31 protein-coding genes are annotated in these 21,498 nt (G+C 61.4%); all 31 read right to left on the bottom strand.

Annotated features, from left to right (window positions below):
* Window positions 1–264, bottom strand: a complete 264-nt coding sequence (locus A6070_RS11700; RefSeq protein ID WP_072285927.1) for a hypothetical protein — start codon at window positions 262–264, stop codon at window positions 1–3.
* Window positions 261–542 (bottom strand): hypothetical protein, encoded by a 282-nt coding sequence (locus tag A6070_RS11695; protein ID WP_072285926.1) that lies wholly within the window; start codon window positions 540–542, stop codon window positions 261–263. Before A6070_RS11695 ends, A6070_RS11700 begins: the two co-directional genes overlap by 4 nt.
* Window positions 527–1,258, bottom strand: coding sequence for a hypothetical protein (locus A6070_RS11690; RefSeq protein WP_072285925.1), 732 nt, complete (start codon window positions 1,256–1,258; stop codon window positions 527–529). Before A6070_RS11690 ends, A6070_RS11695 begins: the two co-directional genes overlap by 16 nt.
* The gene (locus A6070_RS11685; RefSeq protein WP_072285924.1) at window positions 1,251–3,704 is read right to left on the bottom strand and encodes a hypothetical protein; all 2,454 of its coding nucleotides are present in this window, start codon (window positions 3,702–3,704) and stop codon (window positions 1,251–1,253) included. The genes A6070_RS11690 and A6070_RS11685 overlap by 8 nt, the downstream gene beginning before the upstream one ends.
* On the bottom strand, window positions 3,701–5,155 hold the full coding sequence (locus A6070_RS11680) for a tape measure protein (RefSeq protein ID WP_072285923.1): 1,455 nt from the start codon (window positions 5,153–5,155) through the stop codon (window positions 3,701–3,703). Before A6070_RS11680 ends, A6070_RS11685 begins: the two co-directional genes overlap by 4 nt.
* Before the next feature lie 205 nt (window positions 5,156–5,360).
* Window positions 5,361–6,473, bottom strand: a complete 1,113-nt coding sequence (locus A6070_RS11675) for a phage tail tube protein (protein ID WP_072285922.1) — start codon at window positions 6,471–6,473, stop codon at window positions 5,361–5,363.
* A 31-nt stretch (window positions 6,474–6,504) separates the two neighbouring features.
* Window positions 6,505–6,936, bottom strand: coding sequence for a hypothetical protein (locus A6070_RS11670; protein ID WP_072285921.1), 432 nt, complete (start codon window positions 6,934–6,936; stop codon window positions 6,505–6,507).
* A complete protein-coding gene (locus tag A6070_RS11665) occupies window positions 6,933–7,220 on the bottom strand; it encodes a head-tail joining protein (protein ID WP_072285920.1) in 288 nt (95 codons plus the stop codon). Before A6070_RS11665 ends, A6070_RS11670 begins: the two co-directional genes overlap by 4 nt.
* On the bottom strand, window positions 7,217–7,813 hold the full coding sequence (locus tag A6070_RS11660; protein WP_145926356.1) for a hypothetical protein: 597 nt from the start codon (window positions 7,811–7,813) through the stop codon (window positions 7,217–7,219). The genes A6070_RS11665 and A6070_RS11660 overlap by 4 nt, the downstream gene beginning before the upstream one ends.
* Window positions 7,740–8,270: a C40 family peptidase gene (locus A6070_RS11655; protein WP_072285918.1), complete on the bottom strand. Its 531-nt coding sequence runs from the start codon at window positions 8,268–8,270 to the stop codon at window positions 7,740–7,742. The genes A6070_RS11660 and A6070_RS11655 overlap by 74 nt, the downstream gene beginning before the upstream one ends.
* Window positions 8,271–8,380: 110 nt before the next feature.
* The gene (locus A6070_RS11650) at window positions 8,381–9,004 is read right to left on the bottom strand and encodes a transglycosylase SLT domain-containing protein (protein ID WP_072285917.1); all 624 of its coding nucleotides are present in this window, start codon (window positions 9,002–9,004) and stop codon (window positions 8,381–8,383) included.
* Window positions 9,001–9,207 carry a hypothetical protein gene (locus tag A6070_RS11645; RefSeq protein WP_072502090.1) on the bottom strand — a complete coding sequence of 69 codons (207 nt, stop codon included), beginning with the start codon at window positions 9,205–9,207 and terminating at the stop codon, window positions 9,001–9,003. Before A6070_RS11645 ends, A6070_RS11650 begins: the two co-directional genes overlap by 4 nt.
* A gap of 82 nt (window positions 9,208–9,289) precedes the next feature.
* Entirely contained in the window at window positions 9,290–9,460 is a 171-nt protein-coding gene (locus A6070_RS15620; RefSeq protein WP_158513972.1) for a hypothetical protein, read from the bottom strand.
* 63 nt (window positions 9,461–9,523) lie between these two features.
* Complete coding sequence (locus A6070_RS11640; protein WP_072285915.1) at window positions 9,524–10,666, bottom strand: major capsid protein; 1,143 nt, start codon at window positions 10,664–10,666, stop codon at window positions 9,524–9,526.
* Window positions 10,667–10,703: 37 nt separating this feature from the next.
* Complete coding sequence (locus A6070_RS11635) at window positions 10,704–12,020, bottom strand: S49 family peptidase (RefSeq protein ID WP_072285914.1); 1,317 nt, start codon at window positions 12,018–12,020, stop codon at window positions 10,704–10,706.
* Window positions 12,021–12,040: 20 nt separating this feature from the next.
* Window positions 12,041–13,594: a phage portal protein gene (locus A6070_RS11630; protein WP_072285913.1), complete on the bottom strand. Its 1,554-nt coding sequence runs from the start codon at window positions 13,592–13,594 to the stop codon at window positions 12,041–12,043.
* On the bottom strand, window positions 13,591–13,824 hold the full coding sequence (locus A6070_RS11625) for a DUF6148 family protein (RefSeq protein ID WP_072285912.1): 234 nt from the start codon (window positions 13,822–13,824) through the stop codon (window positions 13,591–13,593). Before A6070_RS11625 ends, A6070_RS11630 begins: the two co-directional genes overlap by 4 nt.
* Window positions 13,825–13,949: 125 nt before the next feature.
* On the bottom strand, window positions 13,950–14,207 hold the full coding sequence (locus A6070_RS15455) for a helix-turn-helix domain-containing protein (RefSeq protein WP_072285911.1): 258 nt from the start codon (window positions 14,205–14,207) through the stop codon (window positions 13,950–13,952).
* Window positions 14,200–16,134 carry a terminase gpA endonuclease subunit gene (locus tag A6070_RS11615; RefSeq protein WP_072285910.1) on the bottom strand — a complete coding sequence of 645 codons (1,935 nt, stop codon included), beginning with the start codon at window positions 16,132–16,134 and terminating at the stop codon, window positions 14,200–14,202. Before A6070_RS11615 ends, A6070_RS15455 begins: the two co-directional genes overlap by 8 nt.
* The gene (locus A6070_RS11610; RefSeq protein ID WP_072285909.1) at window positions 16,131–16,874 is read right to left on the bottom strand and encodes a hypothetical protein; all 744 of its coding nucleotides are present in this window, start codon (window positions 16,872–16,874) and stop codon (window positions 16,131–16,133) included. The genes A6070_RS11615 and A6070_RS11610 overlap by 4 nt, the downstream gene beginning before the upstream one ends.
* Before the next feature lie 2 nt (window positions 16,875–16,876).
* Window positions 16,877–17,239, bottom strand: coding sequence for a hypothetical protein (locus A6070_RS11605; RefSeq protein WP_072285908.1), 363 nt, complete (start codon window positions 17,237–17,239; stop codon window positions 16,877–16,879).
* Window positions 17,240–17,288: 49 nt separating this feature from the next.
* Window positions 17,289–17,486 (bottom strand): hypothetical protein, encoded by a 198-nt coding sequence (locus A6070_RS11600; protein WP_072285907.1) that lies wholly within the window; start codon window positions 17,484–17,486, stop codon window positions 17,289–17,291.
* A 39-nt stretch (window positions 17,487–17,525) separates the two neighbouring features.
* A complete protein-coding gene (locus A6070_RS11595; RefSeq protein WP_072285906.1) occupies window positions 17,526–17,792 on the bottom strand; it encodes a hypothetical protein in 267 nt (88 codons plus the stop codon).
* Window positions 17,793–17,922: 130 nt separating this feature from the next.
* Entirely contained in the window at window positions 17,923–18,390 is a 468-nt protein-coding gene (locus A6070_RS11590; RefSeq protein WP_072285905.1) for a hypothetical protein, read from the bottom strand.
* A gap of 55 nt (window positions 18,391–18,445) precedes the next feature.
* A complete protein-coding gene (locus A6070_RS11585) occupies window positions 18,446–18,928 on the bottom strand; it encodes a hypothetical protein (protein WP_072285904.1) in 483 nt (160 codons plus the stop codon).
* Window positions 18,903–19,205, bottom strand: a complete 303-nt coding sequence (locus A6070_RS11580) for a hypothetical protein (RefSeq protein WP_072285903.1) — start codon at window positions 19,203–19,205, stop codon at window positions 18,903–18,905. The genes A6070_RS11585 and A6070_RS11580 overlap by 26 nt, the downstream gene beginning before the upstream one ends.
* A complete protein-coding gene (locus A6070_RS11575; RefSeq protein ID WP_072285902.1) occupies window positions 19,198–19,458 on the bottom strand; it encodes a hypothetical protein in 261 nt (86 codons plus the stop codon). The genes A6070_RS11580 and A6070_RS11575 overlap by 8 nt, the downstream gene beginning before the upstream one ends.
* A complete protein-coding gene (locus A6070_RS11570; RefSeq protein WP_072285901.1) occupies window positions 19,439–19,621 on the bottom strand; it encodes a hypothetical protein in 183 nt (60 codons plus the stop codon). Before A6070_RS11570 ends, A6070_RS11575 begins: the two co-directional genes overlap by 20 nt.
* A complete protein-coding gene (gene thyX, locus A6070_RS11565) occupies window positions 19,608–20,291 on the bottom strand; it encodes an FAD-dependent thymidylate synthase (protein WP_072285900.1) in 684 nt (227 codons plus the stop codon). The genes A6070_RS11570 and thyX overlap by 14 nt, the downstream gene beginning before the upstream one ends.
* Entirely contained in the window at window positions 20,288–21,028 is a 741-nt protein-coding gene (locus tag A6070_RS11560) for a hypothetical protein (protein ID WP_072285899.1), read from the bottom strand. Before A6070_RS11560 ends, thyX begins: the two co-directional genes overlap by 4 nt.
* Entirely contained in the window at window positions 21,022–21,483 is a 462-nt protein-coding gene (locus A6070_RS11555; RefSeq protein WP_072285898.1) for a hypothetical protein, read from the bottom strand. Before A6070_RS11555 ends, A6070_RS11560 begins: the two co-directional genes overlap by 7 nt.
* Between the last annotated feature and the right edge of the window lie 15 nt (window positions 21,484–21,498).

Genomic DNA, 21,498 nt, shown 5'->3' with positions numbered 1-21,498 from the left:
TTATCGCTCCTGGGTGGCGAGAAAATAGCTGCCGCCGTAGATCAGCAGCAGGTCGGTCCATGGCAGGTTTAGTACCAGCGTGATGCCCAGCGAGACCCAAAAGCCGAGGCACAGCCGGCACTCGATAAAATGCGGATGCTCCGGCACCGGCCGCAGTCGCGGAGTGCGCCGGACGATCCAGGCCCGGGTGGCGGCAAACAGGCTGCTGCCGGTGATCACGGCGGTGATGATGTAGGCGCCGAAAATGGCGACGATGCGTGTCATCGGATTTTCCCTCCTCCGCAAGCGCGGCATTTTACGGGGGCATGTCGCCCGGACGCAGGGCGGCTGGTGTGCTGCCAGGCTCCCCCGCTGTCTCCTCGGGCCCCGGTCTCGTCCGCGGCCAGCCAGCGCAGATAATCGCCCGGCTCGAAACGTCCGCTGCTTTGCCGCAGATACCGATCCAGTGTCTCCTTGCGGCTGTCGTACTGCTGTGCCGTAATACCGATCTGCGCGGCGGTTTCGCCTCGATAGATTCGCTCAACAATCATGGACATTGCCATTCGTCAATCCTCTGGTGGCTGCGACCGTAGCCTCTCCATCCGACAATCGCTGTCCCAGCGGGGTTATAGAGCACATAACAGTTGCCCGTATAACTGGATGAGTGGTCACAACTCATGGTTCCGGGCAGGTTATGGGATGGTGGGTGGTCGCCGTTTTCGTCCACATAGTAGGCTGGCGCCGGATAAATGATGCTATCGTATCCCAGGCATTGGTTGGCGTAATACGATGTGTACCCGTTGCAGACCGGAACCCAGGTTATTCGATACCGCCTACAGCCAACAATGACGGTCTGGATACACCAACAGCTGTAGATATCGTCGTAATACTCCAACGGCTCGGTGTCCACCTGCACCCATTGCCCGAGGGGGAATCGCACGTCTATGCTGGCGGTGTTGCCGCAGGCGTCGGTGACCGATACCGAGCCGGTACCACAGGCGCCAGACAAATTCGTGACGACGCCGGTTTTTGTGTCGATCTCGCCGGCGCTGATGTGCCAATCGTACGGTGCTTTTCCGCCAGTGGCTGCGTATTTATCCCCGAGGTCAGGAGTATCCGGGCCGGCAACCCTCAGCGGAGGCAGGCCTGCGCACCTTTGGCAAAACACGATTTCCTCCGGCTCTGACGATTGTTGCGCCGGATCGCAAAACACGACCTCCTCCGGTTCCGGCGATTGCTGCGCCGGATCACAAAACGCGATGCGGTCAATCTCACCCATCGCGGCATACCTCGTACCAGCGATCGCTGCTACCGGGGACCCATCGCATGTCGCCACCGGCGGCGACATGGAATGTCGTCTCGATGCCGTCGATTTTGACCGTATGCGAGCCAGACTCGGTCACCGAAAATCGAAAATACCCCTCACCGTCCGTACTGCCGGAATCCTCTCCATCAACGAGGACATCCTCCCCGCAGATCGGCTCGCCGTCACAGTCGACGGCTTGTCTCCGCCCGCGAATGTTGCCGTCGGCGTCCTCCCAGTCCTTGAGCACCAGCCGGCAGATGCGGCCATCGCTGCGGACGTATTCGTCCTCGTCGAGTTTTAGTTTTGGCTCTTGGTCCTGGCTATCGTCTGTTTGCTCCGGGTCGCTGTTGCCGCTGGACACGCTGCCGCTGCTGGTGCCGGCGGTCTGCTCGGCGGCCAGCGGCTGGTCGGTGACGGTGATCGCCACCCTGGCGCGGTAGGGGCCGGCGGTCACCAGCACCTCAAACTGCGCGACGCTGCCGGCGGTCAGGGTGACGCTGGCGGTGCCGCCGCTGGTGGTCTGCTGCTGGGCGCTCAGGGTCGCGCCGCCGGTAGCGCCCAGCAGCTCGAACTTGACCTCGGTGCCGTCGCTGACCGGGCTGCCGGCGCGGGTCAGCACACTGGCGATAATATCACTGGTCTGGTCGGCCTCGTCGATGATCTCGCGGCCGGTGTAGGTGGCGCTGCCCGCGACGCCGGCCGGCGCGCTGGTGGCCAGATAGATGCGGTAGTCACCGGAGGCGGCGTTGTTGGTCCAGCTCAGCACCGGCGCGTTGCCCCAGCCGCTGAGCAGCACGCTGCCGCAGTAGGTGACCAGGTTGTCGACCGCCACATAGATATGCCCGTCATCATCGGCGGCGGTCTGGCAGGCCTCGCCGGTGAATGTCGTGGTGGCGGTCGCGCTCTGTTTGGCGCGGATGGTCTGCGGATCGGCGGTCACCGTCAGCGCCCCGACGGCATCGCCGGTCAGGCTGAGGTTGGCGCTGCCGCTCTGGCCCAGGGCGCTGGCGACAATGGCGATGGTGCCGACGCTGGTGCCCGCGCCGACCGTGGTGCGCGCCTTGCCTTCGGCGTCGCACAGGCTGGTCGCCGGGCTGATGTTGACCGCCGGGGTGGCCTCGTACTGATCGTAATCGACGATAACGGCGGTGCCGGCCGGGCCCGGCGAGATGCCCAGCGTGATGCTGGTGCCGCCCGCCGTGGCGCTGCCGCCGGTGTAGTAGTTGGTGCCGCTGCGATTCGTATCGGTGGCGCGGTAGACGCCGCGCACCGTGCCGATGGCGTAGCTGGTGGCGACGGCCAACAACCCCGCGGTGGCATGCGCCTCGCCATCGATCTGCCGCTGCACATCAGCGCTCGACCAACTGACCGACTCGGCCTGCGTGTAACTGACGATAAACAGCTGGGTGCCATTATCCGGCACGGTGATGGTGGAGGCGTCAAACCCGGTCGGGGCAACTTTGGCCCCTTTGACGGGGCTGTCCTGCGTGCCGGTGTTGAGCCACACGCCGTCCACGGCAAAACATCCGGAAACAGGGATCTGCGTATAGCTGCCAGCACTGATCGCCTCATCGACGATGGCTTTGTGCTGCGCCGGATTGCCGCCGCTGTCATAGACACGCGCCACGGCCGAGGCCTGGTCCGAGCCGTCGGCCTCGATATCGCCCGGCACCAGGGTGACACGCACCACCGGCAGACTCGGCCGGGTGTAATTGAGGACTTCGCCCTGCACGCGAACGGCGTTGGCCGGTTCATCGACGCGGGCCATCTCGTAACTCAGGTCCAGCGCCTCGGTAAAATTGCGCACGGCCGCAGCCGTGAGTGCCCGCGACGGCCGATCGTACACCTCAAGATACCGACCATTGGCCGAGACGCGCACACGGGCCGCACACGCCTCGGCCAATTCGGTGATGATGTCGCGGCGGCGTTTTTTGCTGATCTTGTAGCGGCCGCCAGGGATGGTCGGATCGAGCGATGCCTGCCAGACCACGCCGACCACCTCGCCGGACTGGTTGGCCACATCGCGGTGGGCGACCTGCGCGGCAATGGCGCTGCACAGCATATCCTCCGGCCAGGTGTAGGAGAGCGGCCGCCAGTTGTCGAGCACGCCGGCCCAGGCGCGGCCGGTGACGGTCGGATAGCGCAGGCCCTTCTGGACCGTGCCGGATTGTTTTTCCATCAGGTAATAGGTGGCCAGAGCGCCATCGGTAATGCGGATCCGCGCGCGGGACGGGTTGATCTGCGGATTGAGCAGTGCGGTGAACTCGGCGTCGACATCAGCGGCAAAGGTCAAATGGACGGTCGGGATGATCTGTGACTCGCCGCTGGTACCATCGTTCAGACCGCGCAGCTTTTCGGTCACGTCGATCCACGCCAGTGAGGCATCCTCGATGTGGACGTAAAAATCGGCAGGGATCATTCGGTGCGCTCCGCGTCATCCAGCGCCTGGTCGAGCCCGGCGACCGAAAAACTGCCGCCCCGGCGGCCCGCCGCCTCATTGAGACGGCGGTATTTTGCGATCAACGCTTCAATGGCGCGCCCCTCATCCTGCATGGCGTTGATCGCCACGGCCGAGCCTTCTTTGGCCGCCTCCCCGGTTTCCTTTTGGGCGGCGGCCGCGGTGTTGACCTGGGCCACGAAATTTTTAAACGCCCCTTCCATTTCCGCGACCTTGCGCTTGTAGCCTTCGATCTCCTGCTGCTCTTTGGTGTATCCCGCAATGGTTTGCTGTTGTTTGCGGATCTCCGCGTCGCGGTCGGCATGCAGCTGTTGGGCGACGAGTTTTTGATTATCGGCGAACGATCGCAAATCGTTGATCAGGTCATCTGACTGCCCGAAGATATTGGTGATGGACCAGACCTTGGCGGCGCCCTCGGCGATGCCGCCGAGAACGGATTGCGCGATCCGGGCGAAGCCGAGAAACGCGATCTTCAGTTCACCGATCAGCATTTGCCAGCCACGGAACCCCATGGTGATTTTGCTGATCACTTCCAAGGTCATGATCAGCACTCGCGGAATGCTCTCGACAATCGCCCGGGCGACGGTAAACACGGCTTCGCCGGCCTGCTGGGCCCATTTCTGGAAATCGCCGGCTTTTTTGGCCTCGTTGATTTTGCCGATGACGACCTGCAGTCCGTTTTTGAGCAATTCGAAGGTGCCGCTGTTGGCGATCGCCAGCTTGAATTCGTCCCACAGGCTCTTGGCGGTGCTGGTCAGGCCCTTCCAGGTCGTCCCGAATTTCTCCATGCCGCCCTGGTACTTTTCGTTCCAGATGGCGAGCAGGGTCTGCTGGATAATCTCCGGGCTGTTTTGGGCGACGGTGTTTCGCACCTTGCCCATGGCGTCGACCCAGGTATAGGTGATCTGGTCACCGGCAATCTTTTGCTTGATGCCAAATTCCTTGAGACGCTCCCCTTCGCCCTGCAGGGCGTCGGCCAGGGCTTCGACAGCCTGTTGCAGTGGTTTGCCCATGCTGGCGGCGGTATCGCCGACGGTTTGCATGACGGCAGCGTAGTCGATACCGTAGGCCGACAGGGTCTTGATCGCTTCGCCATACTCCAAAACGGTGTAAGGACTGGCGGCGGCCTCTTTGTTGGCGTAGGCGATGGCCTGCCGCGCCAGGTCAAGACTGCCCAGAGTGGTGGTCAGCGACGCTTCCAACCCTTCGAAACTGCTGGCCGTCTCGATAAACGATGAGGCCAGTTTGCCCAGGCCCAGCGCGCCGAGACCGCCCAGGATCAGTCCGGTGGGGCTGAAGAGCTTTTTGGCCAGGCCGCCAATGTCAGACAAACCCTTCTTGACCGACGCAAAGGCTCCCTTGGCCTGATTTTTGGCGCTGATGATCAGCGATATTTTTTTATCCTTGGCCATTGGCCATCCTCAGTTTGCGGTGGTTGCCACGCCAGATCCGGATAAAGCCGCGCCGGTAGCGCAGCAGGTAGCCGATGTATTTAAAAGGTTTGCGCATGATCAAAACCTCTCGCGTTTTACCGCAGAGCACGCAGAGAGATGCAACCCCCTTGTTTTTGGTTTTAACCTCGGCGGTCTCTGAGATCTTTGCGGTAAATAATCGCCCTTAGAAAAACCCGATGCAGATCCCGCCGGTGACGGTCAACGAATCCTCCCAGGTAAAATCGCCGTCGTCGTCGCCAATGCTGGGGCCTTCGCGTTGCACGTCTTCGATGAGGATGTGCAAGATGTTGCCGGCAGTGGCGCCCTTGGTCATCTCGACATCGGCCAGAGCCCCGGCAAAGAAATTGGTAAAGGGAGTCTTGTCTTCGACCCAGGGAGTGAGCTTGCAGGTTGCCTCGAACTTGCTGCTAAAAGGCAGCTCGCTGATGCCTGTGGAGTTGACGCCGCCACGCTCGCGGCGGGTGCCGAGACTGAACTCCATGCTCTTCATGTTGAGAGCGGTGCCGTCGAGCAGCAGGTTGCAATCGGTGCCGATCAGCGGGTCGGTATCGTCGTAGGCCGGGGTCAGACTGTCGCTGTCGTTGCTCTCGGCACAGCCGATGGCGCGGATCGCAAAGGTGCCTTTGATGACCTCTTTTTCGGTGGTGGCGACGTCGAGCTTTTCGCATACCGCATCGGTGCAGAGCAACTTGAGTCCGTCGAGATACTGCTCCAGGGTCATGTAGCTCTCGGTCTCGGTGCCAAGATGATGGTAGGTCACGCCGGCTGCGATCACCGCGCCGTCGGCTGGTGACTGGGAGAAGGCCCGATGCACGGTATAGGTGAAGGGGCCAACACCGTCCTTGGTGGCGATGCGCCGCACCTCGTAGCCGCTGCCGATCTCGACCCGCACCAGCTGGCCAACGGTCAGATCCAGCGCACTGTCAAATTCGGTGGTGGTGGCCGCCACGTCGGCCACGGTGCCGGCGCTGTTGGTGGTCGCGGTGCCGAGCAGGGTCTGGAGCAGTGGGCCGAACTCCGGCGCGGTGCCGGCGGTGCCGCTGCCGCGTATCTCCAGATTGAGGGGACCTTCGCCCCAGCGACCGCCGACCACCTTTTTGCTGGGCCAGCGGCCGCCGCGGATCAGCCCGCGGTCGATGAGATTGCCCTTGGGCTGCACGAACGCGGAATCCTGCAGCACGTCAATGGCATTGGCGCCGTCCACCACAGCCGCAGCATCTTTGGCGGCCTGCATCTTGGCGTAGACGGTGGTGTTGGATTTGCGAAAAATGGACATGGTCAAAGCTCCTTATGCGGGCCGCAAAAATCTACAGGGACCACTTGGTGGTGCGATACATGACGGTCAGGTCGATCTGCGCCCCGGAAAACAGGTGTTGGTGCTGTTCGACGGCAATCTGCACGCCGGTCGCCGTGGTATCGACGGCCAGGCCGGACCAGGTCGGATCGGTGCCGATGGCCTGGAGTACATCGCCGGCCAGGGCGCGGACGATGGCGGCCGTACCCTTGACGATCAATTCGATCTCGATCTCCAGCTGGTGATCGAGGCGGCCGGAGACCCCGGCATCCTGCATGCCGCCGCCGGGGTCGGAGACGATGGCGGCCGGCACTTTGTTGGGGCCGATGTTGGTGGCGGGCCATTCCTCGACGTTGGCCGACAGGTCAAAGCCGTAGCCGTTGTCGGGCGTGATGGTCTGCAGCCGCGCGATGACGGCGGACATGATCTGCTGCCGGATCGTCATACGGCCACCAATGTCAGGACAGTGTCGCCGAGGCCGTTATCCTCCATACCGGCGACAGTGTAAGGTTTGCCGCGCACCGCAATGGCGGTGCCGTGATCGGTGCCTGCAGGCAGATCCGTGGTTTTGCAAACAAGCAGTGGGCCAGAGGATTCGACGCCGTAGTCGCGCGGCGAGGCGACGGCGAACGGCACGTCGAAAATGGCGGTGATGGACTGACCGCCGACCATGACCGTCTCGCCCCAGTCGCCCAGGGCCAGGTCAAACACCTCGCCGGCATCGATCATGCCAGCACCTGGTAGCGTGGCCCGCGGGCGGCGTTTTTGGCGGCGGCGCTGCCGGATCGGGCGCGGGCGGTTTCGGCGATCCAGCGCAGGACCTTGGCGGCGCGGATCTTGCGCTCGTTGGGGTCGGTCAGGCCGGCGGCGTCCAGCCTCTGGGTGATGGCCTGCGCGGCGGTATCGATGACGCTGACAATCAGGCTGTGCTCGGCCGGGGGCAACGCGTCCCAATCGATATGGGCGGACACTTGCTGTTGCAGGGATGCCAGGCTGGTCAGACCTTGTGTCTCCAGTTCGGCGGCCACGGTTTCGGCGATGCGGGCGGCGGGCACCGCCCATGCCGGATGCGCGGTGAGCCATTGGCCGACGGCGATGTTGACCGCTAGGCGCAGGGCGGGCTCGTGGCGGTCGAAGGCCGCGCCGACGGGGTCGTTGGCCGACGGCGTCGTGCAGCAGCCGACCACCAGCAGGGTCAGGGTGCCAAGCAGCAGCAATCCGATCAGGGCAAAGGTTTGCGGACGCATGTTATCTCCATAGCGGGTAGAGGGTTTGACAGTGTTCGGCGATGTCTCCCGGGTCGGCAGTGCGGCCGATGGCATCAAACCCGGCGGCGCGCCAGATCTCCTGCGCATAGGTCGAGCAGACCTTTTGCCGTACCGGGATGCGGCAGCGGATCAGCTGGCTGAGCCACACCTTGACCAGGCTCAGATAGCCGTAACCGCGCTGCAGCCGTGAGGCGGTGGTGTAGTATTCCGCGGCCGTGCGGGCCCTGGTCGGGGCGGCATGCACGGGCTCGGGCGCGACACCGTAAAACAGGGCCTGGGATTCGCGCTGCGCCAGCCAGTCATCGAGCGGCAGAGTTTGGTGGCCGACGCCTTCGGCAAACTCGTAGACCCGCAGCGTAAATCCGTAGAGACCGGGCACCCACACCAGCACGGCCACATGGCTGTAGCTCTCGCCGGTCAGGCAGCGGATCGCCTTGCCGACGGCGCTGTCGCTTTTGACCAGCAGCACATCACCGTTTTGGGCACGTTTGATCAGTTCGGTCTGAGTCATCGGTCTCCTTATGTCCCGGGCAGGAGGTCGCGGCGCAGATCAGCGCACCTCGCCCGGCTGCCGGACAGCGGCCGGTGGCGCTGTAGACGCAGCGGCCCCATCTGGCCGGATCAGTGGCCGGCATGCAGCACCTGCCCCTGGCCAGACAGCGCGGTGCGCAGGTAGTGCTGATAGCGTGCCTCGATTTTGGCAACATAGCCCCACATCTGCCGGGCGTCGGCGCGGCGGCCGCCGGGTCGGCAGCGCGGATCGTCCAGATACGGCGCGCTGTTTTTCCAGGTCTGCCACTGCCCCGGCAGGCTGCCGAGCTTGCGCCAGCGGGTAAAGCTGGCGGGCAATCCTTCGGCGTCGCGAGCCAGCACCAGGGCGAAATTGACGTAGCCGCGCCCGCCGTTGTAGGCGGCCAGGGCAAAGCGTATGCGCTCGGCAAACGTCGGGATCTCGGTCATGTGGCGATACTGATCCGCCAGGTAGCGCACCCCGGCATCGATGTTTTGTGCCGGGTCCCACGGCGCGGTCACGTCCAACTCGGCGGCGGTGTCCGGCATCAGCTGCATCAGGCCCATGGCCCCCGCCGGGGATTTGGCGCGGGGGTCAAACCGCGACTCCTGCCAGATCTGGGCACGGATCCACAGCCAGCCGAACGGGCCGAAGTCGGTCAGCAACTCGGAGAAATGCCGCAGCACGGCGGTTTTGATGCGTTCGTCGTATCGGGTTTCGCGGTTAGCGATCATCGTTCTCCCTTATGCCTCGCCCTGTGTTCGCCCAGCAGTTCAAAAAACTGTCTCTCCAGAGCCGTTTGCCGCTCGAACAAAATTGTCTGATTGGCATCCACTTTGGCCATGGTGCGCGCCACGAAAAAACCGATGATCGTGGTGGCGATACTCAGTAGGCCAAGCAACCCGAGGACGGCTATTTGCAACAGTTCCGGCGGCATAGATTCTCAAAAATGCGCGGGGCCCGGCGTGGAGAAGAGGACCGCCGATAGTGCGGCCCCGCGCTGTCGTTGGGGACAGGGGTTAGTTGTCGCCGGTGGCGTGGGCGTGCACGATCCAGCCGAGGAACTGGTGCTGTTCGAGTTGTGCGTGGCAGACCCTGATCGTCTGGCCGTTCTTGGTGACGGGGATCAACGCATCAACCTGTGGGGGTGGGGACATATCGACGACCATCTTTTTGTTTTTGGGTGGCATGTGGTCTCCTTAAAGTGCGTTCAGGGTTGGGCCGATAGGATCGGCCCTCGATCAACGGCCTCCCTAGTTACCAAGCAGCAGGGCGGTATGCTCGGGGACGGCGTTTTTGACGCCCCAGGCGATGCCGACCTCGAACTGGTTGGCGTGATATCCCTTGTACTGCGCAAAACGAAAGGGCAGGCCGGTTACCGGGTCCTGCACGATGAGTTCGTCAGTGGCTGCGTCGCCACCTGTGGGCTGCTTGGGCAAACGGGCCAGCAGGTGGATGGCCGAGCGAGCGAAAATCATGTTGCGGGTGCAGGTGCCGACCACCACGATGGCGTCACCGTCGGAGAGGGCGTTTTTGAGGCCCGGGGCGTTGATGGTGATGTCGCCGGCGGCAGCCAGGCCAACTTGGACGACGTACTTGTCCTTGGTGTTGCTGCCGAAGGTGACCACGTCCCCGGTCAGGATGGTGCCGGTGCCGGTCTTGAGGGTGATGGTGGTGGCGCCAGCGGCGTGGGCGCCGTTGACGACGTAGGGGCCGGTGTTGTTGCCGACGGCGGTGGTAGTGACGATAGCGGCCGACTCGCGCAGCTTGACGCCGTAGATGTCGATCAGCTCGCCTGTGTTGAGCATGCTGGCGCCCTGAAAAGAACCGAGGCCGACCAGGGTCCGGACGGAGGCGCCGGCCACGGTGTCGAGGGCCAGTTGGATGTCGTTGGCCGGCGCGCCGTTATCGACGAGGATTTTGCGGGCCTGGGCCACCTCGCCGAGGTTGCTGGCGAAGAGTGCCGCCGGGGTGGTGGCGTGGGCGGCGTAGGCGCGGGACGCGTAAAGTTGCAGAGCAGCCAGGTCGATCTCAATCAGGTTGCGCAGCCGGCGGATCGCTTGGGCGATCTTGTTGTCCTGAATGCCGTTTTTGGCTTCCATGCCGAGTTTGGCCTCGTCGTCGCCGGTCCAGTAAAACGGCACTGATTTGGCCTTGGTCAGCTTCATGGTGCCGGTGGCAACCGTCTCATCGACGAATACAGGAGGCGTGGCGGCGGGGGTGATGTTGCGCTCAGCGCCGACGGCGGTGATGGGATAGGTGATGTCCTGGTTGAGCGCAGCCTCTTCGGCCTTGCCGCTGACCGACACGGCGTTGATCAGCCCGGTCGGCTCGTTGCTGACGTTATCTACGGTGTCGTAGATGTACTGGATGAGCCCAGTGAGGGTGTTGGCCATGGTTGTGCTCCTCTATAAGATTTGTCGTTAATTGCGATTAGTCAACGATTTTGACGCCGGCAGCTATGGCCGTTCGGCGGCCCGGTTGGTCCAAAGCATTGAATTCGGACCGTTTCATGGTCTGTGCGCCGTCGCCGAGGGCGGCGGCGGGCACCACGAGGTTGCCTTCTCCACTGAGGTCGGCCAGGGCTTTGGCGCGGGCGCCTTTTTCGGCGGCCAGCACCTGGGCAGCGGCTTCAGGTCCGGAGGTTTTACCATCGAACTTGAGCCCGGCGATCAGCACTTCGTGGCCGGGGATCAGCTGATCTTCGACGGCCTGGATGCGGGCGCGCTCGGCGGCGGCCCCTTCGGCTTTGACGGTGGCGAGCTGTGTTTGCAGATCGGTTGCGGTGATCATCCCCTCGGTGGCCTCGGCAGCGATTGCCGCGACCAGGTCGGGATGCTCTGCTCTCAGTTGGTCGAGAGTCATGATCTTTTGTCCTTTCTGGTTTGCGACCCGGGCGACACCGGCCGGGGCCTTGGTTTGATATTTTGCCGGCGCTGCAATCTTGCCGACGGTTTCTGTTATGGCGTCGATAAGGCCGACCGCCAAAGCGTCGGCAGCGACTCTGACCCCGCCCTTGAGCCCGTCAATGGTCTCTGCCGAAATTTTCCCGGAGCGGCCCTTAACGACCCGGTCCTTAAAAACCGAGTAGATGGCGTTCAACTCTTCCTGGATGACTTTCTGCCCTTCGTCTGTGCTTATATCCGGAACCTTGTTACTGGCTTCGTGGTTGGTTATGACCACCCTTTTTACGCCCAGCTTTTCCAGCATGCCGGTGACGTCGTAACAGGAAATAACGACGCCGATCGATCCGGTAAAGGCGACCGGGGTTGATGCTACGATCCGGTCGCACGCCGCACCGATCCACATGCCACCGCTGGCGACCATCCCCTTGTTGATCATCACCGTCTTGAACGTGCAACTTTTCAGTGCCTGGTATACATCGTCGACCATGCTGACCGTTCCACCGGGGGTGTTGGTGTGCAGATACAGCTGGCCATTCTGAGGGTCGATGTCCTGTTTTGCTTGCGCTATACTATCCAGAATATCCGCGTAGGCCACCCCGCCAAAACCGTAAAAAAGATCATAGAGGTCCGGACCTTCCGGGGACATCGGGCCATTGATGCGGATATGGCCATTGACACCATCAAATTGATAGATGTCTTTCGCGGCAGCTATTTTCGATTCGAAATGTTCTTTTAAAAAGTCGTCGATACGACCGGCGTTGGCCGGGCTGGTGAAAGACTCAACATGCGACAGGTATGTTGTCGCGAAAGAGCTTGAAAGAAGCAAAAACTTATCTGTAAGCATTGATATCCCTGCTCCTTTTTTCATGGCGCGCTCCCTTCGGGTGTCGGTTCAACCGGCAAGCGCTTGGCCTCGGCTTTCTGCTCTTTGGCCCTCTGGCGTTCGTCGCGCTCCCAGTCGCCGCCGTTGAGGCCGGCGGTCTCGCGGCTGCGGGTACTGAACCCAGCCTCGACCTTGAGCTGGGCGGCGGTGACTTCCTGAACCGGGTTGAGCTGGCCCATGGCGTCGCCGGTCCACTCACAGCCCAGGTACGCCATGCGGACCAGCGGGTCGCTGAAAAATCCCGGTGCGGCCAGACGCCCGCGGGCGACGGCCTCGGTGATGACGGCCTCCCAGATGGGCTGGCAGTATTGCTCGGCCAGCCAGGTGCGCGAGGTCATGAAAAAGCGCCAGGCTTCCAACAGGGCAGCGCGGCTGGCGCTGTAGGACGCGGTGAAGTTTTTAACCAGCAGCTCGCGCGGCAGCTCGAGGGCCACGCCGATCTGTTGTGCCATGGCGCCCAAAAAGGCTTCAGCGGCGGTGTTGGGTCGCTTGGGGTCGACAACTTCGATGTCTTCGCCGGGCAGCAGCCCGAGCACGGCGCCGGATCCGAGCTCCATGCCTTCGGTGTCGATCTGGTCCTGTGTCTGGCTGATGCCACCTACGGCGGGCATGGCGATCTGCGGGTTGCCAGTGGTGTTTTTGATAAACACGGTGAGCAGCGAGCTGACCACCGCGGCCTGGATCTCGTGATCGGTGTATTTGCTGTACTGCTTGAGCAGCTCGATGACCGGAGCCAGGTCGGGCACGCCGCGGGTCTGTCCCGGGCGCAACTTGCGATAGATGTGCAGCACCAGGCGCCGGCCGTCTTTGCTGTAGTATTCGAGGGGGATCCACTCGCGCTTTTTGGCGGCGCGCAGGTTGCCGGGGTGGTGCTTGGTCACATGGCAGCGCACCGGGGCACCGTCGGAGTCCTTACCGATGCCGGCCACCAGGGTGGCGGTGTCGGGCTTACCGTCGGGGTTGCAGACCCTGTCGGCCTCGATGAAGTTGACCCGCAGGGTGTAGGGGTTGCCAGGGCGGGACTTGCGCGGCAGGTTGACAAAGATATCGCCGGCGCTGAGCACCCCGCGCAGCACCAGCGCCTGGCTGGCCAGAAAGCTGTGGCTGCGCTCGATGTCGAAGTCGGCGGTGCCGGTGGCGAGCTTGAACTCGCGCTCGGCGGCGCGCTCCCATGCGTCGGCCTGCTCTTCGGTGAGTCCGGTGAGGATGTCGCGATCAATGGCGGCGCGCGGCTTGAGGCCGCTGCCGACGATACTGGTGACTTTGGTATTGATGGCCCCGGAGGCCAGGGGCGCGTTGCGCTCCAGGTCGCGGGAACGTGCGCGCAGGGTAGGCAGGTCGCCAAGAATGGCGCTGTCAGCGTCGCTGTCGCGCAGACCCCAGTTGTAAGTCTGGCGTCGGTCGGTGCGGGCTCCGGTGTAACCGCCGGAAATGGCCATGGCCATGCGCGCCTGCAGCCGCCGTGCGCCGGTGGCCGGAGAGATGAAGCCGATGGCCTTGTCCAGCCAGGTGGGCGTGATTTTCGGCAGGCTCATCGTGTGATCACCCCGATAGCCTGTATGCCGAGCCTGCTGCTGTCGAGGCGTCGGCACCAGTTATCCCAGTAGTCGATGTTGTTGCGGATCTCAAGGGCGTCTGCACGGGTGACAGTGCGCTTACTGCCACCTGTGTCAATGGTGTAGGACTGATTGGAGCTGACCGCCGCGTCGGCGGCCAGCCACAGGGCGAGTTGAGCTTCGGCGTGTTCTGATGTGATCCCAGCCAAGAGCAGCTCCGAAAAGTTAGCGGAAAGATTTTTTCCCTAAAATCCCGGATATTTTAATGGAGGGCAAAACACAATGGAAAGTATCTATTGCAGGTATTTGCACGATATCTTGTGGTTTTTAAAAATTACGTTACCCCATGGGCCGAAGCTCGCTCCACACAGCGACACTTGTATTGCTCTACTGAACGAGCGGTGATTCTCAACCCCTTACGGGCCGGGGTATCGTTTGCCGCGGTCAATTCGCCAGCGTCGATCAGATAGTAGACCTTTCGCACAGAATAGCTGAGAATCTCGGCAACCTTGCCCGGCGTGAGAAGGGTGTTGTCCAGAATAAACTCGCGCTTGACGCGATCGATGTCGGCACGGCTGATCGTCTCAGTCACGGTGCGCTCCTTTGGAATAGATGCGCCGCTGCGGCGCGACATTGGCAGGATCGTCCGGTCGCCTTGGGATCCGCGTCTTGAGTATCTCGCGTAGGGCAATAGCGTACACGTTGCAATCCCAAAAGTCGTTCCGGCCTTTCTTTTTGTCGTGTTTCCACTCGCCGCTCTCTTCGTCTTTGACCTCGGCGGTGTAGTGCTTGGCAAAGGCTTCGTCGATATCGTCGTGGTACAGCGGCGCGCCGGGGTCGTCCGGCTCGATGGCCAGGCGTCTGGCCAGTTCGTCTTTGAAGTAGTCGACCTTGAGGTTAGCGCGCACTAGGCCGCCAGGGATGCGCTTACTGGTGCCTGGAAAGGTCTCGACGGTTTTGTAACTGATCATATCTCCATCTCGGCGCGACCAGATGCCCTTGATCGGGATCATGATGCGATGCTTGCTGCACCAGTCGTACACCTCGACGGTGCGGCTGTGTTTTTGCCATCCCTTGCGCGTGCCTCCGGAGTCGATCAAGCCGATCTGTACGCGGAACTCTTTACCATCGGCATCGGCGAACACCTCCTGGTGGAGCAGGTATTCCAGGTCGACGAAGCTCGGCAGGATGCCGTGTCGAATCATACGCATGTCGATCTCCGGCGCGTATCCGTAGGCCCACAACTCATAGTAAAAACTATCCTGCTGGGTATCCGCCAGCAGTCCGAGCATGGCGGTACCGAGCGGCACGGCGTTGCGCGGCAGGCCGGAGCGATAGCGCAGCAGGTGGTCGTCTTCACGGGCAGCGGTGGTTTCGGGTTCATAGTCGATGCACTGGATGCCGTGGGCTAGGTCGCGCTTGGCGGAAAGGTCACCGGCCTCAGCCTGGACAATGGTGCAGGCGATGTCGGCCAGCTTCATGTCGGGCGTGGCGATACCGCTGAGCAAAAACCCGACATCGACAGGTCTGTGACAGTCGGGCCCCTTAACGATGATCCAGTCCCCCTGTTCAAATGATCGCGAGCGGTCGGCCTCATTCCACAGGGAACCGCACGAATTGCAGGCATAGCCAATCGCGCCGGGATCTCGCTTGATATCATCGACGCTTGCGCCTTTCGGGATGATGATATGATCGGTATCCATAATGATCAGTTCACCGCAATGGGGGCAGCGGTTAGCATACTGTTGTACCTGCTGACAAGCCATGGCCCCAGAGTAGATGTATTTGCCGGCTGGGGTGCTTCCGAAAAAGTGCTTGTGAAAACGATATTTTTTGGCGCGTTTGCGCAGGCGACGGATGGGGTCGGTCTCAGTACCGACCATCTCCCACTTATCGACCTCATCATTGAATGTATATTTGGCCGAAAACGTTGCTGTTGACGTGGCTGAGTTGGCCCAGGCCGGATAGATGGCGACGCCGTTGGCCATGCGGATCATGCCTTGTGAGGTGTCGTCGGCGCGCTTACTGATCAACTTGGCCAGGGGACGGGTGAGCTGCAGCATGGGGATCAGTTTTTGCCCCAAAATCCTTTTGGCTGCATCTTGGCTGGGCATAGTGTAAAAGATGTTGCCCGGGGCCCGGTCGATGCTGTAGCCCATACAGCCGAGCATGGCGTTGGTTTTACTCGCCTGGTCAGGGCCGCAAAACCATACTTCGCGCACCCAGGGCAGGGCCCAGGTATCCATGACACGCACGGCGTGCGGTGCCAGCTCACGCCGCCACTTGCCTGGCATGGCATCGGCCGACGGCATGATGCGGTAGGCTTCGCACCATTGGCTGACCGGCATCCGTTCGGGCCGCCGCAGGCGATGCCGCACTGCAGCCGTGATGCACAGTTGAATCCGATCGGGAATGCGGCCTATCAGCTCAGATCGCAGGTAGCGAGCGACGGTCGACCGGCTAAGAATTCTGTCGGGCAGAAGGGCGCCTTGAGTGTTGAGGTCCCGGCCTTGACTCATTCCTCATCCTCCTCGATGTCGACATCGAACTGTCTGCCGTTGGCCAGCTCGTTAAACGCGCCAGCCACGACGTCCTCAAGCGCTTGGGCGAATTCAGCGACGCGGCCGTGATCGCCACCACAGGCATGCAGTAGTTGGGCCTGATGTTGGGACAGGTGGTGGTTGAGGGAATCCTGCAGCAATCCGACCAGCGTGGCAGTTTGAATTTCGGCGTCTTCCTTACGCACCCAGCGGGCATCCTCTTTGCGATTTTCCAGATCGCTTTTTTTGACCTGCTGTTCGAGCTTTTGCACTTCGAGTTCGGCCTTGCGGCGCTCGAGATGCTCCATGTTGGCGATCTTTTTCCGGTCGAGGTCAAGGGTCGTGGCATATTCGAGCAGATCGGCCCTCCGCACACTCCCATCGCGTTGGACCCTTACCTTACCGTTGTTCCAGTCCGTTGAAAACTTGCCGGCACTGACTTTGTAGCCTTTATTCAGCAGGTAATCGCGGGCGGCCTTTTGCTGGTCAAACCTTTCGGGATCCACTGACGCCTCTTCGGAGGGGAAATACACCGGCCAGAGCCGGTCGAGGCACTCCTGCAGGCCGGATTTGGCGGCGTCCCAGTTGCGTTTGTTGGCGGCGGTGCTGGCGTCGCGATACTCCTGCATGCACTGGATGACGGCGTTGTGCAGGGTGCCCAGCTCGATTTTGTCGTGCTGGGCGGCGACCTGGATCAGTTGTTGTACGCGTTGGAACATGTCTATCTCCTGCGCAGGTCCCTGGTTGGCGGCCAGATGTTCAGGGTGTCCAGTATGACGCGGGTGCCGTCTTTGTCCCACGGCTGGCCGTGGACGATACCCATGGCGATTTCGCAGAGCCAGTGATCATCGTCCAGTTGCTGCAATATTTTGCAGCGCTCCATGTAGGCGTAGATGCAGGACGGCCCGCCGGCGGCAGGTGTGGCGAGATCGGCGCAGAGCTGGTTGACCTCGCAATATCCGCCGACCGCTGGACCATCCCACCCCCAGCAGACACGCCACAGGTGTTTGTGCCGCGCGATGGCGGACCCTTTGTCCTGCGGCGCGGTTGTGGTTTCAAATAATCCGAGTTGCGTTGTTGGCATGGCTGGTTTCGTTGGGGTCATTAAATTTCGAGTTGTGGACTTTACGGTATTACCGAAAAGTTCCTATTACGGGGTTTTGCGGTTCGCCACCGAAAATGGTGAACTCAATTTTTCCCGTCCTGATCGCCTGGCGTATCTGCTCCCGGTCGTGGCACTGGATAATCAGCAGGTCAGGAAAATCCTCGTATTCGTCCTCGTTGACTTCGATCTTTGTGTCCCCAGCGATGATGCAATTCGGTTTCTTCATATCGTTTCTCCGTAGTAAGAGCGCCGTTTAATTCACTCGTTATGCCTTTAAAATCTCGAATATCATTTGCCGGGCTGGATCTGGCTGATCCGGCACGGTTATATATCCAAGCTCGGTCGCGTTTTTGATGAATTGTTCGAGTATTGCAACTCTGTACCTGGTGTACGCCAATTCGAACGCGAGGTCTTCCGCGTCCTCGTTAAACTCGCACAACTCCGTCTCTGCATTGGCAATGTTTCCGGCCTCGAATGACTGGGCGTCGGACAGGTAGTCTTTTCGATCAAATCGGCATGGTTTGTATGGCATAACCAATCACTCCAGCGGACGGGGATAAGCGGGGTTCTTCGAGCCGTCCGCATCGGCTCGCCCGCTGAGTTCAAGTTGTTATGCTGAAAAATCACTCTTCGCGCCGGGTCCGCCGCTTAATTCCAACGTTCTAAGGCTTTTGCCGCAAAGGCATCAAATCGTCCGGCCATAACTTCGTCACGGGCCACCATCCGATCACGGTGTAATCGTCCGGCATGAGTTTGTTTTCCGGGAAGTGTGGATCAATAATCCTTTTCCCATCCCAGAGCACGCAATGAACGACATCGGGCCGAACAGACATGACATCGACCAATGCGGGTAAACGCTCCAGGTCTACGCTGAGAGTCTGCGTTCTGGGGTCAAAACCCTCCCCGGGCACACATCCCCAGCCGATAGTCATGTCATGGCTGAGCAGGTAGCCATACAATTCTCGGCATGAAAAGCATCTCTTGCCGAACGGGCGCTTTTTCGTCGGTTGCACGTCTTCCGATCCATCGTGCCCGCAGTATACGTAGAACTCTTCCAACGTGGTGCCGGTCAACATGCATACGCAAGCTGCGGCACAGGTCCAATGGTTCGGTTGTTTGATTAAATTCATATTGACCTCCACAGATAACCAATCATTCAATCGGCCCGCCCGCTGAGTTCAAGCGTTATGCCGTCGTTGGTGCGGGTTCGGCGACCTTCGCCGACCTCGGGCGCGGCCTACCGGATTCCCGTGCGACGACGTCGCGGGCCCAGTTGATGACCATGGCCAGCAGGGCCCCTTCTAACTTCCCGCTCATCGGTCCCCAATCTCGGGAGTCACGGGCCTGCCGAATCATGCGGGCGCAGGCGGCACGAACCGCGGCAATCCGGTCAGGGAATACCACCTGACGGCCGTGGCTGTCCGTCCCTCTCTCGATGGCCGTCACCTGGCCTACCGTGGAAAACCGACCGTCGGCCAGCGCCACGACATCAAAATGCCAGCGGGGATCAATACGGGTGCCCAGTTCGTAATTGGCCCACCAACTATCACCGGGCAGGGGCAAAAGAAACATGTTGTACGGCCCCTCGCCGTCGGCGCGGGCGATGGGACCAACATAGGGCCACGGGTCTCCCCCAACGGATTTACAGGTGGCTTTTTTCGCAGACATTGCACGCCTCCACTGTCGAAAACTCCTGGCCGCAATATATGCATCTGAACCCGATCTTTTTGGTTTTTGGTGCGGAGGCTATAACGGCCTTTGCCTCCTCGATGGCGCCGAACCATTCGCCATTCGTGACCGGCTGGCACGCTTCGCCGAATTCTTCCATATCGGATCGCTCCATCAGATCGACCAGGGTGGCAATTATTTTCCGCAGCGCCGTTTGGGTGGCCTCGACGCGTTCGAGCATGTTTGCGGCCATGGTCGGGTCGTTATGTTTATTCATCCTCGCACCCCTCGATGTGCATGTCGTTGGTCAAATCCAGGTCAATAAACACCTGTGCCGGGTCTTTATCCTCACCGAAAACAAACACCTCGCGGCGCTGTGAAATAGCACCTGATATAGCAGCCTCTATAGCGTCGCGGTCCGTGACGGCGTCGTCGATGTCACAGCAGTTACGGTCCTCACCGTCATCGGGTAGGGGCAGGTGGACCGTGGCGTAGATCTCTAGCCGGATTTCATAGGTTCTGATGGGCATGGCTTCTCCTTGTTTCGTTACCTGTCGCCACGGTCGCGCGGTGCTGGATGGCCCGGCGCATGGCTGCGTTCCAGGCATCGGCGGCGTATTGCTCCGACAGCGGCACCAGGTAGCGGCTGTCAAAATGCCGCACGATGTAGATGATCAGCTCATCGGGAGCCATGGCCGGCCTCGATGTCGTCAAACACTACGGGGATTTGCTCGCGCAGGGCGGCCAGGGCCAAGTCGGCCAACTCGCGCATCTGGGGATGGGCCGCCGGGGCGGTGCGCAACGTAAAAAAATGCCGCCACTGGCGCAGGTTGGCCGTCATGACAATCTCGGTTTTGAGGCTGTTGGGCAGCACGGTGCGGGCCTGCTCGGGCGTCCATCCGTCCTGGCGCAGGGATCGATACGTTTGCTCCGCATAAGAGCACGCCAGCAGCCAGCCATAATCCTGCGGCTGCTGCGCCAAGAGGGCTAGCCCCGCATCGGCGTCCGGAACAGTCATATCGACAACGTCAGGATCAACATCCACCCACGGCGGGATGATAAATGTCACGTGACCTCTGGTGTAATCGCAATACCGGGTGCTCTCCTGGCTGTAGCTGGCCAGACGGTGGCGGACGATCTCGTGGGACACGCCGCGATCGCAGACGATGCGCAGGGTGGCGTGGGCGTGTTCGAGGACCGACTCGTGGCCACGCCGGACCAGCATCTGCGCGAACTGGCCGGCGGTGGTGATGGTGATCGGATGGGCTTGGCTTTTGTAGCAGGTGCGCCCGGCGGCCTCGATGAGGTGCAGGGGACGTTCTGTGATGTGTAGGACCTCGACCGATGGCGTGACCAGGATCATTCCGCACCTCCTCCGTAGGGCATGTGCCCATAGGGACCGTCGAGGCCGGGGCACGGTGCGGCCTCTGTGGCGATGTCATAGTAACCGCGGGCGCGGTTTTTGTTCTCGACGGCTTGAAAGATTGCGTCGATGTGCTCCTGGCCGTAGCGTTTGGCAGCGATGCGCCAGTAGGTCTCGATACTGTGGTGCAGATCGGCGAGCTCCATATGCAGCAGTGGGCCAAAAAACGGGCCGATCTCGTTGATTTCGTCGATCTCGCTGAGGATGTGCGCGAACTGGTCGGCCTGGCTGTTGGTCTGGGAAAACTTGACCGCGGGCCAGTTGTAGACAACCTCGGGAGTGCCTCGCTCCATGAGCGCTTGCTTGAGGTACATACAGTGATCGAGCTGCTCCTGGTAGGCGTCCATCAGCGGATCGCGACCGTTATGGGTCTGCAGGGTGGTGCCGTATTTTTGGCGGCCGAGTGCGTCGCGGGACTGCAGGTCGGCGATGACCTCGGGCAGCACGTCGCGGCGGCCGGCGGTGGGCATCGGTTGCGGCGTGGCGGCGGGGTTTTGCGGTGACGGTTCACGGGTGTCAATCTGCATGGTTTGTGTGTCCTCTTGTGGGTTATTTTTAGCCAGAAAGCCGCATTGTTCGCATTCGCGCAGGCCGCTGCCGATGTTGGCCAGGTGGCCGCCGCAGTTGGGGCAGTTGGCGCGGCCTGGCTGCTGATCGGGGGTTGCGCAGGTCAACATTTCGCGGCCTCTTTTTTGATGGCGCGGATGCGGCGCTGCAGCACCTGACGGCGGGTTTTGCCCTCGATGTCGTTTTGATCCATATAGTCCAGGGTGGCCTGCATCAACGCGGCATCGTCCATCAGGGCGATGGTGGCGCGGCAATCGTCGACGCTGGTGCCGACCAGGCTGATGATTTGTTTTTGGCGGTGTTTTTCGGCCTCGGGCGACAGGGTGTCGTTGAACAGCGCCTGGATTTTCCCGAAAAACTCCCCGGCCAGATCCTGTACCTGCGGCGTTAACTCGGTGGGCGGGTAGAACGGGATCGTTTTAAAGGCGGCCTCTTCGATCCGCGCCAGCCGGTTGGCCCGGGCGCTGTGGTTGACCGGTTCGGCGCGCTGCAGGCCGTCGGCCAGCGCGCAGATCAGCGACAGAATGAAGGGCCCCTGCCAGTCGGCTTTTGATGTGTTAATCATCCTCTCCTCCGTTTG

It is taken from the genome of Syntrophotalea acetylenica (assembly GCF_001888165.1).
Lineage (GTDB): Bacteria > Desulfobacterota > Desulfuromonadia > Desulfuromonadales > Syntrophotaleaceae > Syntrophotalea > Syntrophotalea acetylenica.
The sequence above is the reverse complement of the archived record's forward strand: the minus strand, read 5'-3'. Positions and strand labels throughout refer to the sequence as shown.

What these genes read in the sequence shown, in the direction of transcription:
- A6070_RS11700 (WP_072285927.1), bottom strand. Translation starts at nt 264, where the DNA reads ATGACACGCATCGTCGCCATTTTCGGCGCCTACATCATCACCGCCGTG.
- A6070_RS11695 (WP_072285926.1), bottom strand. Translation starts at nt 542, where the DNA reads ATGGCAATGTCCATGATTGTTGAGCGAATCTATCGAGGCGAAACCGCC.
- A6070_RS11690 (WP_072285925.1), bottom strand. Translation starts at nt 1,258, where the DNA reads ATGGGTGAGATTGACCGCATCGCGTTTTGTGATCCGGCGCAGCAATCG.
- A6070_RS11685 (WP_072285924.1), bottom strand. Translation starts at nt 3,704, where the DNA reads ATGATCCCTGCCGATTTTTACGTCCACATCGAGGATGCCTCACTGGCG.
- A6070_RS11680 (WP_072285923.1), bottom strand. Translation starts at nt 5,155, where the DNA reads ATGGCCAAGGATAAAAAAATATCGCTGATCATCAGCGCCAAAAATCAG.
- A6070_RS11675 (WP_072285922.1), bottom strand. Translation starts at nt 6,473, where the DNA reads ATGTCCATTTTTCGCAAATCCAACACCACCGTCTACGCCAAGATGCAG.
- A6070_RS11670 (WP_072285921.1), bottom strand. Translation starts at nt 6,936, where the DNA reads ATGACGATCCGGCAGCAGATCATGTCCGCCGTCATCGCGCGGCTGCAG.
- A6070_RS11665 (WP_072285920.1), bottom strand. Translation starts at nt 7,220, where the DNA reads ATGATCGATGCCGGCGAGGTGTTTGACCTGGCCCTGGGCGACTGGGGC.
- A6070_RS11660 (WP_145926356.1), bottom strand. Translation starts at nt 7,813, where the DNA reads ATGCCATCGGCCGCACTGCCGACCCGGGAGACATCGCCGAACACTGTC.
- A6070_RS11655 (WP_072285918.1), bottom strand. Translation starts at nt 8,270, where the DNA reads ATGACTCAGACCGAACTGATCAAACGTGCCCAAAACGGTGATGTGCTG.
- A6070_RS11650 (WP_072285917.1), bottom strand. Translation starts at nt 9,004, where the DNA reads ATGATCGCTAACCGCGAAACCCGATACGACGAACGCATCAAAACCGCC.
- A6070_RS11645 (WP_072502090.1), bottom strand. Translation starts at nt 9,207, where the DNA reads ATGCCGCCGGAACTGTTGCAAATAGCCGTCCTCGGGTTGCTTGGCCTA.
- A6070_RS15620 (WP_158513972.1), bottom strand. Translation starts at nt 9,460, where the DNA reads ATGCCACCCAAAAACAAAAAGATGGTCGTCGATATGTCCCCACCCCCA.
- A6070_RS11640 (WP_072285915.1), bottom strand. Translation starts at nt 10,666, where the DNA reads ATGGCCAACACCCTCACTGGGCTCATCCAGTACATCTACGACACCGTA.
- A6070_RS11635 (WP_072285914.1), bottom strand. Translation starts at nt 12,020, where the DNA reads ATGCTTACAGATAAGTTTTTGCTTCTTTCAAGCTCTTTCGCGACAACA.
- A6070_RS11630 (WP_072285913.1), bottom strand. Translation starts at nt 13,594, where the DNA reads ATGAGCCTGCCGAAAATCACGCCCACCTGGCTGGACAAGGCCATCGGC.
- A6070_RS11615 (WP_072285910.1), bottom strand. Translation starts at nt 16,134, where the DNA reads ATGAGTCAAGGCCGGGACCTCAACACTCAAGGCGCCCTTCTGCCCGAC.
- A6070_RS11610 (WP_072285909.1), bottom strand. Translation starts at nt 16,874, where the DNA reads ATGTTCCAACGCGTACAACAACTGATCCAGGTCGCCGCCCAGCACGAC.
- A6070_RS11605 (WP_072285908.1), bottom strand. Translation starts at nt 17,239, where the DNA reads ATGCCAACAACGCAACTCGGATTATTTGAAACCACAACCGCGCCGCAG.
- A6070_RS11600 (WP_072285907.1), bottom strand. Translation starts at nt 17,486, where the DNA reads ATGAAGAAACCGAATTGCATCATCGCTGGGGACACAAAGATCGAAGTC.
- A6070_RS11595 (WP_072285906.1), bottom strand. Translation starts at nt 17,792, where the DNA reads ATGCCATACAAACCATGCCGATTTGATCGAAAAGACTACCTGTCCGAC.
- A6070_RS11590 (WP_072285905.1), bottom strand. Translation starts at nt 18,390, where the DNA reads ATGAATTTAATCAAACAACCGAACCATTGGACCTGTGCCGCAGCTTGC.
- A6070_RS11585 (WP_072285904.1), bottom strand. Translation starts at nt 18,928, where the DNA reads ATGTCTGCGAAAAAAGCCACCTGTAAATCCGTTGGGGGAGACCCGTGG.
- A6070_RS11580 (WP_072285903.1), bottom strand. Translation starts at nt 19,205, where the DNA reads ATGAATAAACATAACGACCCGACCATGGCCGCAAACATGCTCGAACGC.
- A6070_RS11575 (WP_072285902.1), bottom strand. Translation starts at nt 19,458, where the DNA reads ATGCCCATCAGAACCTATGAAATCCGGCTAGAGATCTACGCCACGGTC.
- A6070_RS11570 (WP_072285901.1), bottom strand. Translation starts at nt 19,621, where the DNA reads ATGGCTCCCGATGAGCTGATCATCTACATCGTGCGGCATTTTGACAGC.
- thyX (WP_072285900.1), bottom strand. Translation starts at nt 20,291, where the DNA reads ATGATCCTGGTCACGCCATCGGTCGAGGTCCTACACATCACAGAACGT.
- A6070_RS11560 (WP_072285899.1), bottom strand. Translation starts at nt 21,028, where the DNA reads ATGTTGACCTGCGCAACCCCCGATCAGCAGCCAGGCCGCGCCAACTGC.
- A6070_RS11555 (WP_072285898.1), bottom strand. Translation starts at nt 21,483, where the DNA reads ATGATTAACACATCAAAAGCCGACTGGCAGGGGCCCTTCATTCTGTCG.